Consider the following 14486-nt stretch of genomic DNA (forward strand, 5'->3'; position numbering starts at 1 on the left):
AGGCCTTTGAGCCTTACTCTGCTGGAGTAGCAGGCTTCTTGCCGAAAGCACCAAAGCGATCAGCGAAGCGCTGTACACGGCCGCCGGTGTCCAGAGTTTTCTGCTTACCGGTGTAGAACGGGTGGCACTCGTTGCATACGTCAGTACCCAGTGGCTTGCACAGGTTCGAACGCGTTTCGAACTTGTTGCCGCAGCTGCAGGTTACTTCGATGGTTTCGTACGCTGGATGGATATCGGCTTTCATGGCACTTCCTCGGGCTAGCGTGCCGCCACTCGACACTATTGTCGAATACCGCACGTAATTAGGCCGCGGATTCTACCAGACCTTTTTAATCGCGCAAGCGGCGCATCTGGCTGAATCCCCGCCTTTCATCAGAAAGTGCGGCATACCCAAGCCTGCGCCTGTCTGCTAGGCTCCCGCCCCTGCGCCACCGCCTGCCTTTATATGAGACCCCCGCGTGCCCGACGCCATTTTGCGCCTAGCCCTGCCCTCGCCCCTGCGCCGCCTGTTCGATTACCGGGCTCCGTCTGGCGTGCTGCGAGCGCAGTTGCAGCCGGGCATGCGCGTACGTGTACCCTTTGGCCGGCGGGAAATGATCGGCATCCTGGTGGAAGTCGCCGACCATAGCGAAGTGCCTGCGGAAAAGCTCAAGCCCGCGCTGGCTATGCTGGACGCCACCCCACCGCTGCCACCTGCGTTGTTCAAGCTGTGCCTGTGGACGGCCCAGTATTACCAGCACAGCCTGGGCGACACTTTAAGCTGGGCATTGCCGGTACTGTTGCGCCAAGGCGAACTGGCCGAAGCACGCCAGGAACGCTTCTGGTCGACGGTGCCCGGCGCGCGCCTCGACGACCCGCGTATCGCCCGCGCCCCGCGCCAGCGTGAAGCCTTGGCGACACTGGCACAGCATCCCCACGGCGTGGCTCATCAACTGTTAAGCAAGCTGATGCTGAGCAAGGACAGCCTCGACCTGCTGCTGGCTAAAGGCTTGGTGCAGGTGGAGATCCGCAAGCACACCCCCAACGCCCGCCACGAACACTGGCTGGCCCAGCCGGAATTGCCGCTGAACCCAGAGCAACGCGCTGCGTATGAAGCCATTCGTGCAGGCTTCGACAGTTTCCACGCCTTCCTGTTGGCCGGGGTCACCGGCAGCGGCAAGACCGAAGTCTATTTGCAGTTGATCCGCGAAACCCTGCAAGCCGGTAAACAGGCACTGGTGTTGATTCCCGAGATCAACCTGGGCCCGCAAACCCTGGCGCGCTTCGAACAGCGTTTCAACGCACGTATCGCCCTGGTGCACTCGGCGGTTAACGACCGTGAGCGACTGGAGTCGTGGCTGGCCGCGCGAGATGGCGAAGCCGACATTATTATCGGTACCCGTTCGGCGCTGTTCACCCCGATGAAAAACCCCGGGCTGATCATCATCGACGAGGAGCACGACGGCTCTTACAAACAGCAGGAAGGCCTGCGCTACCATGCCCGCGACCTGGCGCTGGTGCGCGCACGCCAGGAAGACATCCCGATTGTGCTGGGCTCGGCCACGCCGTCCCTGGAAAGCCTGCACAACGCCTACACCGGCCGTTACGGCCTGCTACGCCTGAACGAGCGTGCGGGCGGCGCCAAGCAGCCACGTTTCCTGCGCCTCGACGTTAAAAGTCGCCCATTGGACAGCGGTATTTCCGGGCCCATGCAACAAGCCATCGGCCAGACCCTCGCCGCCGGCCAGCAGGTATTGGTGTTTCTCAATCGCCGGGGCTTTGCGCCGACGCTGCTGTGCCACGACTGCGGCTGGATGTCCGAGTGCGAGCGCTGCGATGCGCGCATGACCGTGCACCAGCGCCACGGCGAATTACGCTGCCATCACTGCGGCCATGTGGAGCGGGTGCCACGCCACTGCCCGCAATGCGGCAAAGTCGACCTGCGACCGGTAGGCGCGGGCACCGAACGTGCGGAAGAGCGCCTGGGCATTCTGTTCCCCGATTACCCGGTGCTGCGCGTCGACCGTGACAGCACCTCGCGCAAAGACGCAATGAGCCAACTGTTCGCGACCATCCAGAAGGGCCAACCGTGCATCTTGATCGGCACGCAGATGCTTGCCAAAGGGCACCATTTTCCACGGGTGACCCTAGTGTCGATCTTGGACGCCGACGGCGGGCTGTTCTCCGGGGATTTCCGCGCCAGCGAACGCATGGCGCAGTTGATCGTGCAGGTCGCTGGCCGCGCGGGTCGCGCCGAAGAGCCAGGCCGAGTGATTATCCAGACGCACCTGGCCGAACATCCGCTGCTGATCCAACTGACTGAACAAGGTTACTTTGCATTCGCCGAACAGGCGCTGAGCGAACGCCGCGCCGCCGGCCTGCCGCCTTTTTCCCATTTAGCGTTGTTACGCGCCGAAGCCCACAAACCAGGGCAGGCCGAGAGCTTTCTGGATGAAGCGTGCAGCGCCGCCGAACGTTTGCTCGGCGAGCTGGGTCTGAGCGGCATCGAACTGCTCGGCCCAGTGCCTGCGCCCATGGAACGCCGCGCCGGGCGTTATCGTGCTCAGCTACTCTTGCAAGCAACCTCCCGTGCGCCCCTGCATCGGCTATTAAGTAGCTGGTTGCTTGCCTTGGAGCAAATGCCCAGCGGCCGACAAGTGCGATGGTCGTTGGATGTGGACCCGGTGGATTTGTACTGACCGTTAAATTGCCATCGCAGGCAAGCCAGCTCCCATAATTTGAAATGTGAATAGCCTTAAATATGGGAGCGGGCTTGCCCGCGATGAGGCCCGCAGGTCCGCCACCCCGTCTGAATGGTTGGCAAGCCCGCCCTCGCCACGGATAATGCCCAGTTTTTCCACCTGCGCATCGCGCGCCGCCGCTTGCGGTCGAAAGAGAACACCATGAAAGACACCATTCGCCAGCTGATCCAACAAGCCCTCACCCAACTCGTCAACGAAGGTGTGTTGCCTGAAGGCCTGACGCCGGCGATCCAGGTGGAAAACACCCGCGACAAGACCCACGGCGACTTCGCCAGCAACATTGCGATGATGCTGTCCAAGCCTGCCGGCATGAAACCACGCGACCTGGCTGAAAAAATCATTGCCGCGCTGCCTGCCGATGAAAGCGTCACCAAGGCCGAAATCGCCGGCCCTGGCTTCATCAACTTCTTCCAGAACACCCAGGCCTTGGCCAATCGCCTCGACGCGGCCTTGGTCGATGCCCATGTGGGCGCGCGCAAAGCCGGCCCGGCCCAGCGCACCGTGGTCGACCTGTCGGCCCCCAACCTGGCCAAAGAGATGCACGTCGGCCACTTGCGCTCGACCATCATCGGCGACGGCGTAGCACGGGTCCTGGAGTTCCTCGGTGACGAAGTCATCCGTCAGAACCACGTCGGCGACTGGGGCACCCAGTTCGGCATGCTGATGGCCTACCTGCAGGAAAACCCGATCACCAGCGACGAATTGTCAGACCTGGAAAATTTCTATCGCGCGGCCAAGAAGCGCTTTGATGAATCAGAAGAGTTCGCCGACCGCGCCCGGGGCTTGGTAGTGAAGCTGCAGGCCGGCGATGCCGAATGCCTGGCGTTGTGGACCAAGTTCAAGGACATCTCACTGTCCCACTGCCAGAAGATCTACGAACTGCTCAACGTCAAGTTGACCATGGCCGATGTGATGGGCGAAAGCGCCTACAATGACGACTTGATCAATGTGGTCAACGACTTGAAGGCTGCTGGCATGCTGGTCGAGAGCAGCGGCGCCCAGTGCGTGTTCCTCGACGAATTCAAGAACGCCGACGGCGAGCCGCTGCCGGTGATCATCGTCAAGGCCGATGGCGGCTACCTCTACGCCACTACTGACCTGGCGGCTGTACGCTACCGCAGCGGCACGCTCAAAGCTGACCGCGCGCTGTACTTCGTCGACCAGCGCCAGGCCCTGCACTTCCAGCAAGTGTTCGCCGTAGCGCGCAAAGCCGGTTTCGTCACCCACCCGATGCACATGGAACACATGGGCTTTGGCACCATGAACGGCGCCGATGGCCGCCCGTTCAAGACCCGCGATGGCGGCACGGTAAAGCTGATCGACCTGCTGACCGAAGCCCAGGAGCGCGCCTACACCCTGGTGAAGGAAAAGAACCCGGAGCTCGCCGAAGCCGACCTGCGCAACATCGCCCGCGTGGTGGGCATTGGCGCGGTCAAATACGCCGACCTGTCCAAGCACCGTACCAGCGACTACAGCTTCAACTTCGACCTGATGCTCAATTTCGAAGGCAACACCGCGCCTTACCTGCTGTACGCCTACACCCGTGTGGCCGGTGTGTTCCGCAAGTTGGGCAAGGACTTCAGCGAAGTTGACGGCCAGATCGTGCTGGACGCTCCGCACGAGCAAGAACTGGCCGCCAAGCTCGCGCAATTCGGCGAAGTGCTGAACAGCGTCGGCGAGAAAGGCACCCCGCACATTCTGTGCACCTACCTGTACGAAGTCGCGGGCCTGTTCTCCAGCTTCTACGAGAACTGCCCGATCCTGACCGCCGACGACGAAGCCCAGAAGCAAAGCCGCCTGCGCCTCGCCGCACTGGCTGGACGGACCCTCAAGCAAGGCCTGGAACTGTTAGGCCTGGAAACTCTGGAGCGTATGTAAGTTGGCTGCCAAGAAAAAACCTGCACCCAAGCGCGGCGCCAGCCGTTACCAGGCCCCGGCAAAGAAGCCTATTCCAGGCTGGCTGTGGATGGCCATCGGCCTCACCGTTGGCGCGTTTATCGTGTTCCTGATGAAACTGGACCCAGGCCAGGGCGACGACGTCAAACGGGTCAAACAGGAGCAGCAGAAAGCCACCAAAATGGCCGAAGCCAATAAGACCGCACCAAGCCCGACAGCACCGGTGAAGCCAAAGTACGACTTCTACACACTGCTGCCGGAATCGGAAGTGATCGTGCCGCCTGACGCCGTACCGGAGAAAACCCTGCCGACGCCGCAAGTGCCGACCACGCCGGTCACCCCGGCAGAAGCGGCGAAAATCGACACCGCGCGCGCCCAGGCCGCATTGGCCGGGATCACCCCGCCGCCAGCACCACCGGTCGCCGAGACCAAGGCAGCGCCGGTGACCAAGTTCTTCCTGCAAGCGGGCTCGTTCCCGAAACAGGCGGATGCGGATCGCGTGCGTGCGCAGATCATTCTGCTGGGCCAGGCGGTGACGGTAGAGTCGGGTACGGTGAAGGATGCGACCTGGTACCGCGTGCTGGTGGGGCCATTCAGCAACCGTGAACAGCTGACCGTCGCGCAGAAACAATTGGCCGGCGCGGGCTTTAGCAACCTGTTGTTACAACAACGCCAAAGCCGCTAGCTCGCAGCCAACACAGTAAAAATGTGGGAGCTGGCTTGCCTGCGATGGCGGTGTAACAGTCAATATTTTCAGTGACTGACACACCGCCATCGCAGGCAAGCCAGCTCCCACATTTGATTTTCAGCGGTCGCAGGACCGAGTCCGACACATAAACACCACTCGTCCGCCCTCCCGTCCTACAGTTGAAATCCCCCTCGCCACCCCCATATCAGTTTCCATCAGGGCATTTTCGCCCCGCTGCGTGGAGACTCTCCCCTTGACCACCATCGTTTCAGTACGTCGCCACGGCAAAGTCGTCATGGGCGGCGACGGCCAGGTTTCCCTTGGCAATACCGTGATGAAAGGCAACGCCAAGAAAGTGCGTCGCCTGTACCACGGCCAGGTTCTCGCGGGCTTTGCCGGCGCTACCGCCGACGCCTTCACCCTCTTCGAGCGCTTCGAAGGCCAGCTGGAAAAACACCAGGGCCACCTCGTACGCGCCGCCGTCGAGCTCGCCAAAGAATGGCGCACCGACCGCACGCTCAGCCGCCTGGAAGCCATGTTGGCCGTCGCCAACAAAGATGCCTCCCTGATCATCACCGGTAACGGCGATGTGGTTGAGCCTGAACATGGCCTGATCGCCATGGGTTCCGGCGGTGGCTACGCCCAAGCGGCAGCCAGCGCACTGTTGAAGAAAACCGACCTGTCGGCCCGCGAAATCGTCGAGACGGCCTTGGGCATTGCCGGCGATATCTGCGTGTTCACCAACCACAATCAGACCATTGAGGAGCAGGACCTCGCCGAATAAGCCTTAGGCTTATTCTCGCTTGAGGCCGCCAAACACTATGTCCATGACTCCCCGCGAAATCGTCCATGAACTCAACCGCCATATCATCGGCCAGGACGATGCCAAGCGCGCCGTTGCCATCGCGCTGCGTAACCGCTGGCGCCGTATGCAACTGCCCGAAGAGCTGCGTGTTGAAGTAACGCCGAAAAACATCCTGATGATCGGCCCTACCGGCGTCGGTAAAACCGAAATCGCCCGTCGCTTGGCCAAACTGGCCAATGCACCGTTCATCAAGGTCGAAGCCACCAAGTTCACCGAAGTGGGCTACGTGGGCCGCGACGTCGAGTCGATCATTCGTGACTTGGCCGATGCCGCGCTGAAGCTGCTGCGCGAACAGGAAATGACCAAGGTCAGCCACCGCGCCGAAGACGCCGCAGAAGAACGCATCCTTGATGCCCTGCTGCCACCGGCACGCATGGGTTTCAACGAAGACGCCGCACCGGCCTCGGATTCCAACACCCGCCAGCTGTTCCGCAAGCGCCTGCGTGAAGGCCAGTTGGACGACAAGGAAATCGAGATCGAAGTCGCCGAAGTCTCCGGTGTCGACATCTCCGCCCCGCCTGGCATGGAAGAAATGACCAGCCAGTTGCAGAACCTGTTCGCCAACATGGGCAAGGGCAAGAAGAAAAGCCGCAAGCTCAAGGTGAAGGAAGCGCTGAAACTGGTGCGCGACGAAGAAGCCGGGCGCCTGGTGAATGAGGAAGAACTCAAGGCCAAGGCCCTGGAGGCAGTCGAGCAGCACGGCATCGTGTTTATCGACGAGATCGACAAGGTCGCCAAGCGCGGTAACTCGGGCGGCGTGGATGTGTCCCGTGAAGGCGTGCAGCGCGACCTGTTGCCGCTGATCGAAGGCTGCACCGTGAACACCAAGCTGGGCATGGTCAAGACCGACCATATCCTGTTTATCGCCTCCGGCGCCTTCCACCTGAGCAAACCAAGCGATCTGGTGCCGGAGCTGCAAGGCCGCCTGCCGATTCGCGTCGAGCTCAAGGCACTGACCCCGGGCGACTTCGAGCGCATCCTCAGCGAACCGCATGCTTCTCTCACCGAGCAATACCGTGAGCTGCTGAAAACCGAAGGCTTGGGCATCGAGTTCCAAACCGATGGCATCAAGCGCCTGGCGGAGATCGCCTGGCAGGTCAACGAGAAGACCGAGAACATCGGTGCGCGTCGCCTGCATACCCTGCTTGAGCGTTTGCTGGAGGAAGTGTCCTTCAGCGCAGGCGACTTGGCCGGTGCGCAAAATGGCGAAGTGATCAAGATTGATGCGGATTACGTCAACAGCCATCTGGGCGAATTGGCGCAGAACGAAGATCTGTCTCGTTATATCCTGTAAGCCTCACGCAGAACCGCTTTGCTTTAATGTGGGAGCGGGCTTGCTCGCGAATGCGGTGAATCAGTCACATATGTACTGACTGACACTGCGCATTCGCGAGCAAGCCCGCTCCCACATTTTTGAGCCGGTTCCTTCAGGATCATCTCCAATGTCTAAATTTCCTACAGCTGTAAACCTGCACAAAACCTCCAATACCCTCGGCCTCACCTACGGCCCCGACGAGGTTTACCAACTCCCCGCCGAACTGCTGCGCACCCACTCGCCTTCCGCCGAGGTCCAGGGCCACGGCAAACCGATCCTGCAATTCGGCAAGCTCAACGTTCGGTTAGTCAAAATAGAACCCGCCGGTCAGTACGCACTGAAATTGACCTTTGACGACGGGCATGACAGCGGACTGTTCACCTGGGACTACCTCTACCAGCTGGCCGTGCGTCAGGATGCGCTGTGGGCCGACTACCTTGCCGAACTTAAAGCGGCCGGCAAAACCCGCGATCCGAATCAGTCGGTCGTGCGGCTGATGCTCTAGCCCAGGCGTCTTGCTCTTTAGAGGGCATTTTCTAATTTCATCTGCTTGAATGCCCTGTCGCGTGACCAACGATTGGTCCGCTTGCGAAAAAAATTAAACTCGGGTAACCAATGGAGCTGGCAAGTTCCCTGCATTTGACGATGCGGTATCAACGGTCACCCGAGTCGCAGTACCTGGCTTGTGTTGTGTATCGAAACTGGGTGCACAGCGGCAGTAACGGGTACTCGTCTTTCGGACAATGGAGCGTCGTAGATGAGTAACAAGAATAACGATGACTTGAAACGCCAGGCCTCGGAAAACACCCTGGGGCTGAACCCGATCATCGCGTTACGTAAAAAGGATTTACTCGCCTCGGCGAAGATGGTGCTGACCCAAGCCATCAAGCAACCGTTGCACAGCGTCAAACACGTCGCGCATTTTGGCGTGGAATTGAAGAATGTGATGTTCGGCAAATCGCAGCTGGTACCCGAAAGCGACGACCGTCGTTTCCATGACCCTGCCTGGAGCCAGAACCCGCTCTACAAACGTTATTTGCAGACCTACCTGGCGTGGCGCAAGGAGCTGCACGACTGGATCGGCGACAGCAACCTGTCGGAACAGGACATCAGTCGCGGCCACTTCGTGATCAACCTGATGACCGAAGCCATGGCCCCGACTAACAGCGCGGCCAACCCGGCGGCGGTCAAACGCTTTTTTGAAACCGGCGGCAAAAGCCTGCTCGACGGCCTGTCACACTTGGCCAAGGACATGGTGCACAACGGCGGCATGCCGAGCCAGGTCAACATGGGCGCCTTTGAAGTGGGCAAGAGCCTGGGCACCACCGAAGGTGCCGTAGTGTTTCGCAACGACGTGCTGGAGTTGATCCAGTACAAGCCGATCACCGAACAGGTGCACGAGCGCCCGCTGTTGGTGGTGCCGCCGCAGATCAACAAATTCTATGTGTTCGACTTGAGCCCGGATAAGAGCCTGGCGCGCTTTTGCCTGCGCAATGGCCAGCAGACGTTTATCGTCAGCTGGCGCAACCCGACCAAGGCCCAGCGTGAATGGGGCCTGTCGACCTATATCGAAGCGCTCAAGGAAGCGGTCGATGTGGTCACCGCGATCACCGGCAGCAAAGACATCAACATGCTCGGCGCCTGCTCCGGTGGCATTACCTGCACCGCGCTGCTGGGCCACTACGCGGCGCTGGGCGAGAAGAAGGTCAACGCCCTGACCCTGCTGGTGAGCGTGCTGGACACCACGTTGGACACCCAGGTGGCGCTGTTTGTCGACGAACAGACCCTGGAAGCGGCCAAGCGCCATTCCTATCAGGCCGGCGTGCTGGAAGGCCGCGACATGGCCAAGGTGTTCGCCTGGATGCGCCCCAACGACCTGATCTGGAACTACTGGGTCAACAATTACCTGCTCGGCAACGAGCCGCCGGTGTTCGACATCTTGTTCTGGAACAACGACACCACGCGCTTGCCTGCCGCCTTCCACGGCGACCTGATCGAACTGTTCAAAAATAATCCACTGGTCCGCGCCAACGCCCTGGAAGTGTGCGGTACGCCGATTGACCTCAAGCAGGTCACCGCCGATATCTATTCACTGGCCGGCACCAACGACCACATCACGCCGTGGCAGTCTTGCTACAAGTCGGCGCAGCTGTTTGGTGGAAAGGTTGAATTCGTGTTGTCCAGCAGCGGTCACATCCAGAGCATTCTTAATCCACCGGGTAATCCCAAGGCGCGTTACCAGACCAGTGACAGCCTCACGGCGAAACCGCTGGAATGGCAGGAGAATGCAACCAAGCACACCGATTCCTGGTGGCTGCATTGGCAGGTATGGCAGGCGGAGCGGGCGGGGAAGTTGAAGAAAGCACCGACGGCATTAGGTAATAAAACGTACGCCGCAGCCGAAGCGGCGCCCGGAACATACGTGCATGAACGCTAACCCAACCTTGTGGTTGAAATGAGATCGATGTGGGAGCTGGCTTGCCTGCGAAAGCGGTATGGGATTCACCACCGCCATCGCAGGCAAGCCAGCTCCCACAAGGTCCGCATCACCCATTAGAACTATGCACCACCTCACAGGGCTTGAGCATGCCGCAACCGTTCATCTTCCGTACCATCGACTTGGATGGCCAGGCCATCCGCACGGCGGTGCGTCCGGGCAAGCCTCACTTGACGCCTTTGCTGATCTTCAATGGCATCGGCGCCAACCTCGAGCTGGTGTTTCCGTTCGTCCAGGCGCTGGACCCGGACCTGGAAGTGATCGCCTTCGATGTGCCCGGCGTGGGCGGTTCGTCGACGCCCAACCGGCCCTACCGTTTTCCCGGCCTGGCCAAACTTACCGCGCGCATGCTCGATTACCTGGACTACGGCCAGGTCAGCGCAGTGGGTGTGTCGTGGGGTGGCGCGCTAGCGCAGCAATTCGCCTACGACTACCCGGAGCGTTGTAAAAAGCTGATCCTCGCGGCCACGGCAGCGGGTGCGGTGATGGTGCCGGGCAAGCCCAAAGTGCTGTGGCTGATGGCCAGCCCACGCCGTTACATCCAACCGTCCCACGTGGTGCGCATTGCGCCGATGATTTACGGCGGCTCGTTCCGCCGCGATTCGAAACTGGCCGCCGAACACGCGAGCAAAGTGCGCTCGGCCGGCAAGCTGGGTTACTACTGGCAGTTGTTTGCCGGGCTGGGTTGGACCAGCATCCATTGGCTGCACAAAATCCGCCAGCCCACCCTGGTGCTGGCCGGGGACGACGACCCGCTGATCCCGCTGATCAACATGCGCATGCTCGCCTGGCGCATTCCCAATGCGCAGTTGCACATCATTGATGATGGCCACCTATTCCTGATCACCCGGGCCGAAGCCGTGGCACCGATCATCATGAAGTTTCTCGAAGAGGAGCGCATGCGCGCGGTGATTCATCCGCGACCGGCGGTGTAAGGACCTCATCGCCGCGCAACTTGCCAGGAACCAACTATGGTTCTGAATTGGCGTGCCTGTTGATGGCTTGACGAAGGAGTGTTGGCTCATGCGAGAAAGACCCGTGACGAACCCGGCGCCCACCCCTGCCGCGTTCATCAATGCGCAAACTGCGATCACCGGCCTGCGTGGCCGGGATTTACTGTCAACCCTGCGCAGCGTCGCCGCCCACGGCTTGCGCAACCCGGTGCATACCGCGCGCCACGCCGTGGCGCTGGGCGGGCAATTGGGCCGTGTATTGCTGGGCGAAACCGTGCATGCGCCCAATCCCAATGACAGCCGCTTCACCGACCCCACCTGGAAACTCAACCCCCTGTACCGGCGCAGCCTGCAAGCCTATTTGAGCTGGCAGAAGCAATCCCGCCAGTGGATTGACGACAGCACCCTGAGCGCCGATGACCGGGCACGGGCGCATTTTGCGTTCGCCCTGTTCAACGATGCCGTCTCGCCTTCCAACACCCTGCTCAACCCGCTGGCCATCAAGGAGCTGCTCAACTCCGGTGGCAACAGTGTGGTGCGCGGCGTGAGCAACCTGTTCGAGGACCTGCTGCACAACAATGGCCTGCCACGCCAGGTGAGCAAGCACGCGTTCGAGGTCGGCAAGACAGTGGCGACCACACCCGGCTCAGTGGTGTTTCGCAATGAGCTACTGGAGCTGATCCAGTACAAGCCCATGAGCGAAAAACAATATGCCAAGCCCCTGCTGGTGGTGCCGCCGCAAATCAATAAGTACTACATTTTCGACCTGAGCCCGGCCAACAGCTTTGTGCAATACGCCCTGAAAAACGGCCTGCAGACCTTCATGATCAGTTGGCGAAACCCCGACGTGCGGCACCGCGAATGGGGCCTTTCGACCTACGTCGCCGCTGCGGAAGAAGCGCTCAACGTGTGCCGGGCGATCACCGGCGCGCGCGAGGTCAACCTGATGGGCGCCTGCGCCGGCGGCCTGACCATCGCCGCGCTGCAAGGCCACCTGCAGGCCAAGCGCCAGCTGCGGCGCATCTCCAGCGCCAGCTACCTGGTCAGCCTGCTGGACAGCCAGATCGAAAGCCCCGCCACGCTGTTCGCCGACGAACAAACCCTGGAAGCCGCCAAGCGCCGCTCTTACCAGCAAGGCGTGCTGGATGGCCGCGACATGGCCAAGGTCTTTGCCTGGATGCGCCCCAATGATCTGATCTGGAACTATTGGATCAATAACTACCTGCTGGGCAAGGAACCGCCCGCCTTCGACATCCTGTACTGGAACAACGACAACACGCGCCTGCCCGCCGCGCTGCACGGCGACCTGCTGGACTTCTTCAAGCACAACCCACTCAGCCACCCCGGCGGCCTGGAGGTATGCGGCACGCCTATCGATCTGCAAAAGGTCACGGTGGACAGTTTCAGTGTGGCCGGGATCAACGACCACATCACGCCGTGGGACGCGGTGTACCGCTCGACCCAACTGCTGGGCGGCGACCGGCGCTTCGTGCTGTCCAACAGCGGGCACATCCAGAGCATCCTCAACCCGCCGGGCAACCCAAAGGCCAATTACGTCGAAAACCCTAAGATGAGCAGCGACCCGCGCGCCTGGTACTACGACGCCAACCACGTCGAGGGTAGCTGGTGGCCGCAATGGCTGGAGTGGGTCCAGCAACGCTCAGGCGTGCAACGCGAAACCCTCACCGCCCTGGGCAACCAGAATTACCCACCGATGGAAGCAGCGCCTGGCACCTATGTTCGGGTGCGTTGAGCTCAACAATCACATTAAGAAGACTGGATGAAGACGCGCGACCGTATCCTTGAATGTGCCCTGCAGTTGTTCAACCAGAAGGGCGAACCGAACGTGTCGACCATGGAGGTGGCCAATGAAATGGGGATCAGCCCCGGCAACCTTTACTACCACTTCCATGGCAAGGAGCCGCTGGTCCTCGGGCTGTTCGAGCGCTTTCAGAATGAGCTGGCGCCGCTGCTCGACCCACCCGCCGACGCACAGCTGGAAGCCGAGGATTACTGGCTGTTCCTGCACCTGATCGTCGAGCGCATGGCCCATTACCGGTTCCTGTTCCAGGACCTGTCGAACCTGGCCGGGCGCCTGCCGAAGCTGGCCAAAGGTATTCGCAACCTGCTCACGGCGCTCAAGCGCACCCTGGCTTCGTTGCTGGCGCGGCTGAAGGCGGCGGGGCAGTTGGTGAGTGGCACTCAAGCCTTGGGGCAACTGGTGGAGCAGATCACCATGACCTTGTTGTTTTCCCTGGATTACCAACGGATTCTCGACCGTGAAGGCGAGGTGCAGGTGGTGGTGTACCAGATCATGATGTTGGTGGCGCCGCATCTGTTGCTGCCGGCGCGGCTGGCAACCGAGAAATTCGCGCTGAAATACCTGGATGACCCCGTCTGAAAATGTAGGAGCTGGCTTGCCTGCGGTAGCGCTGGATCAGTCAGCTCATGTGGGGCCTGACACCCCTCAATTGCAGGCAAGCCAGCTACCACCCATAAAAAATGCCCGACCTTTGCAGGCCGGGCATTTTTGTGTCCTGGGGAAAATCAGGACTGACTGGATGGCGTCGGGGTTGCCGGCGTTGCAGTCGGGGTCACAGCAGCAGGGGTCGGTGCGGACACTGAGTTGGCTGTGGAAGCGGTGGGTGCCGTAGCAGCAGGCTTGGCCGCAACAGCAGGCTTGGATGCTGCTGGTTTTTTCGCTACTGCTGGTTTCTTCGCGGCGGCTGGTTTGGCCGCAGGCTTGGCTGCAGCAGGTTTCGCGGCCGGCTTCGCGGCGGCGGACTTGGTTGCTGGTTTCGCTGCGGCTGGTTTGGCAGCAGGCTTTGCCGCCGCGGTTTTAGCCGCAGGTTTGGCGGCTGGTTTTGCTGCTGCCTTGGCGGCGGGCTTAGCAGCAGCTTTAGCGGCTACCGGTTTAGCGGCAGGCTTGGCAGCTGCCGTTTTTGCCGCAGGCTTGGCGGCTGGTTTAGCAACAGCTTTGGCTGGCGCCTTGGCCGCAGCTTTGGCAGCCGGTTTGGCGGCAGCTTTTACCAGGGGCTTGGCGGCCGCTTTCACGGCAGGTTTGGCCGCAGCAGTTTTAGCAGCCGGCTTGGCAGCGGGTTTAGCGGCGGCAGTTTTCGCCGGAGCTACTTTGGCACCCGTGAGCTTTTCAATTTGCTTGGTCAGGGTATCGACCTTGCTGTGCAGCGTCTTCAGTTCTGCTTTGCTAGGCACGCCCAGTCGCGAAATGGCACTGTTAAGGCGCTTGTCGAAAGTTTCTTCCAACTTGCCCCACGTGTCAGAAATGCTCGACTTGGCGGAACCGGCAGTTGCCTTGGCCGCTTCAACTTTTTTACCAACCGTGGTTTTGGTCAACTTCTCGGCCTTCTCGCCGTCCTTGACCAAAGTCTCGAAGTACTTGCCACCGTCACTGCTAACCTTCGAGTACACGCCTAAACCAGCAAGCCAGATCTTACGGGAATATTTTTCAACTTCCCCGACCCACGAGCTGCCTTCTTTCTGAGTAGTCTTTTTAACAGCCATCCCGATGTC

Annotated in this window: 12 protein-coding genes; 10 read left to right on the forward strand and 2 right to left on the reverse strand. The window is 60.7% G+C overall.

The window, feature by feature from the left end:
- Positions 1 to 13: 13 nt before the first annotated feature.
- Positions 14 to 244, reverse strand: coding sequence for a 50S ribosomal protein L31 (rpmE, locus tag JBO08_RS20265; protein WP_049710411.1), 231 nt, complete (start codon positions 242 to 244; stop codon positions 14 to 16).
- 214 nt (positions 245 to 458) lie between these two features.
- On the opposite strand from rpmE, the gene JBO08_RS20270 reads away from it, so the two are divergent.
- The 10 genes from JBO08_RS20270 (at position 459) to JBO08_RS20315 (ending at position 13356) form a co-directional block, all read left to right on the forward strand.
- Entirely contained in the window at positions 459 to 2678 is a 2220-nt protein-coding gene (locus tag JBO08_RS20270) for a primosomal protein N' (protein ID WP_065875733.1), read from the forward strand.
- 204 nt (positions 2679 to 2882) lie between these two features.
- Complete coding sequence (gene argS / locus JBO08_RS20275) at positions 2883 to 4619, forward strand: arginine--tRNA ligase (protein WP_220074886.1); 1737 nt, start codon at positions 2883 to 2885, stop codon at positions 4617 to 4619.
- 1 nt (position 4620) lies between these two features.
- Positions 4621 to 5322 carry an SPOR domain-containing protein gene (locus JBO08_RS20280; RefSeq protein ID WP_049710413.1) on the forward strand — a complete coding sequence of 234 codons (702 nt, stop codon included), beginning with the start codon at positions 4621 to 4623 and terminating at the stop codon, positions 5320 to 5322.
- A gap of 256 nt (positions 5323 to 5578) precedes the next feature.
- A complete protein-coding gene (gene hslV / locus JBO08_RS20285) occupies positions 5579 to 6109 on the forward strand; it encodes an ATP-dependent protease subunit HslV (RefSeq protein ID WP_049710414.1) in 531 nt (176 codons plus the stop codon).
- 37 nt (positions 6110 to 6146) lie between these two features.
- Positions 6147 to 7484, forward strand: a complete 1338-nt coding sequence (gene hslU / locus JBO08_RS20290) for an ATP-dependent protease ATPase subunit HslU (RefSeq protein WP_065875734.1) — start codon at positions 6147 to 6149, stop codon at positions 7482 to 7484.
- Between the two features lie 148 nt (positions 7485 to 7632).
- The gene (locus JBO08_RS20295) at positions 7633 to 8010 is read left to right on the forward strand and encodes a gamma-butyrobetaine hydroxylase-like domain-containing protein (RefSeq protein WP_065875735.1); all 378 of its coding nucleotides are present in this window, start codon (positions 7633 to 7635) and stop codon (positions 8008 to 8010) included.
- Positions 8011 to 8262: 252 nt separating this feature from the next.
- Complete coding sequence (gene phaC / locus JBO08_RS20300) at positions 8263 to 9942, forward strand: class II poly(R)-hydroxyalkanoic acid synthase (protein ID WP_065875736.1); 1680 nt, start codon at positions 8263 to 8265, stop codon at positions 9940 to 9942.
- 149 nt (positions 9943 to 10091) lie between these two features.
- Positions 10092 to 10937 carry a poly(3-hydroxyalkanoate) depolymerase gene (phaZ, locus tag JBO08_RS20305; RefSeq protein ID WP_065875737.1) on the forward strand — a complete coding sequence of 282 codons (846 nt, stop codon included), beginning with the start codon at positions 10092 to 10094 and terminating at the stop codon, positions 10935 to 10937.
- Positions 10938 to 11025: 88 nt separating this feature from the next.
- Positions 11026 to 12708 carry a class II poly(R)-hydroxyalkanoic acid synthase gene (gene phaC, locus JBO08_RS20310; protein WP_065945571.1) on the forward strand — a complete coding sequence of 561 codons (1683 nt, stop codon included), beginning with the start codon at positions 11026 to 11028 and terminating at the stop codon, positions 12706 to 12708.
- Between the two features lie 27 nt (positions 12709 to 12735).
- On the forward strand, positions 12736 to 13356 hold the full coding sequence (locus JBO08_RS20315) for a TetR/AcrR family transcriptional regulator (protein WP_065875739.1): 621 nt from the start codon (positions 12736 to 12738) through the stop codon (positions 13354 to 13356).
- Positions 13357 to 13502: 146 nt separating this feature from the next.
- On the opposite strand, the gene JBO08_RS20320 is transcribed toward JBO08_RS20315, so the two are convergent.
- Positions 13503 to 14477: a phasin family protein gene (locus tag JBO08_RS20320; RefSeq protein WP_065945572.1), complete on the reverse strand. Its 975-nt coding sequence runs from the start codon at positions 14475 to 14477 to the stop codon at positions 13503 to 13505.
- Between the last annotated feature and the right edge of the window lie 9 nt (positions 14478 to 14486).

This window comes from Pseudomonas sp. LAP_36 (assembly GCF_019456785.1).
Taxonomy (GTDB): Bacteria; Pseudomonadota; Gammaproteobacteria; order Pseudomonadales; family Pseudomonadaceae; genus Aquipseudomonas; species Aquipseudomonas tritici.

Bases quoted from the DNA above. Each gene is read 5' to 3' on its own strand.
- JBO08_RS20295 (WP_065875735.1), top strand. From the start codon at position 7,633: ATGTCTAAATTTCCTACAGCTGTAAACCTGCACAAAACCTCCAATACC.
- phaC (WP_065875736.1), top strand. From the start codon at position 8,263: ATGAGTAACAAGAATAACGATGACTTGAAACGCCAGGCCTCGGAAAAC.
- argS (WP_220074886.1), top strand. From the start codon at position 2,883: ATGAAAGACACCATTCGCCAGCTGATCCAACAAGCCCTCACCCAACTC.
- phaC (WP_065945571.1), top strand. From the start codon at position 11,026: ATGCGAGAAAGACCCGTGACGAACCCGGCGCCCACCCCTGCCGCGTTC.
- hslU (WP_065875734.1), top strand. From the start codon at position 6,147: ATGTCCATGACTCCCCGCGAAATCGTCCATGAACTCAACCGCCATATC.
- phaZ (WP_065875737.1), top strand. From the start codon at position 10,092: ATGCCGCAACCGTTCATCTTCCGTACCATCGACTTGGATGGCCAGGCC.
- JBO08_RS20320 (WP_065945572.1), bottom strand. From the start codon at position 14,477: ATGGCTGTTAAAAAGACTACTCAGAAAGAAGGCAGCTCGTGGGTCGGG.
- JBO08_RS20315 (WP_065875739.1), top strand. From the start codon at position 12,736: ATGAAGACGCGCGACCGTATCCTTGAATGTGCCCTGCAGTTGTTCAAC.
- rpmE (WP_049710411.1), bottom strand. From the start codon at position 244: ATGAAAGCCGATATCCATCCAGCGTACGAAACCATCGAAGTAACCTGC.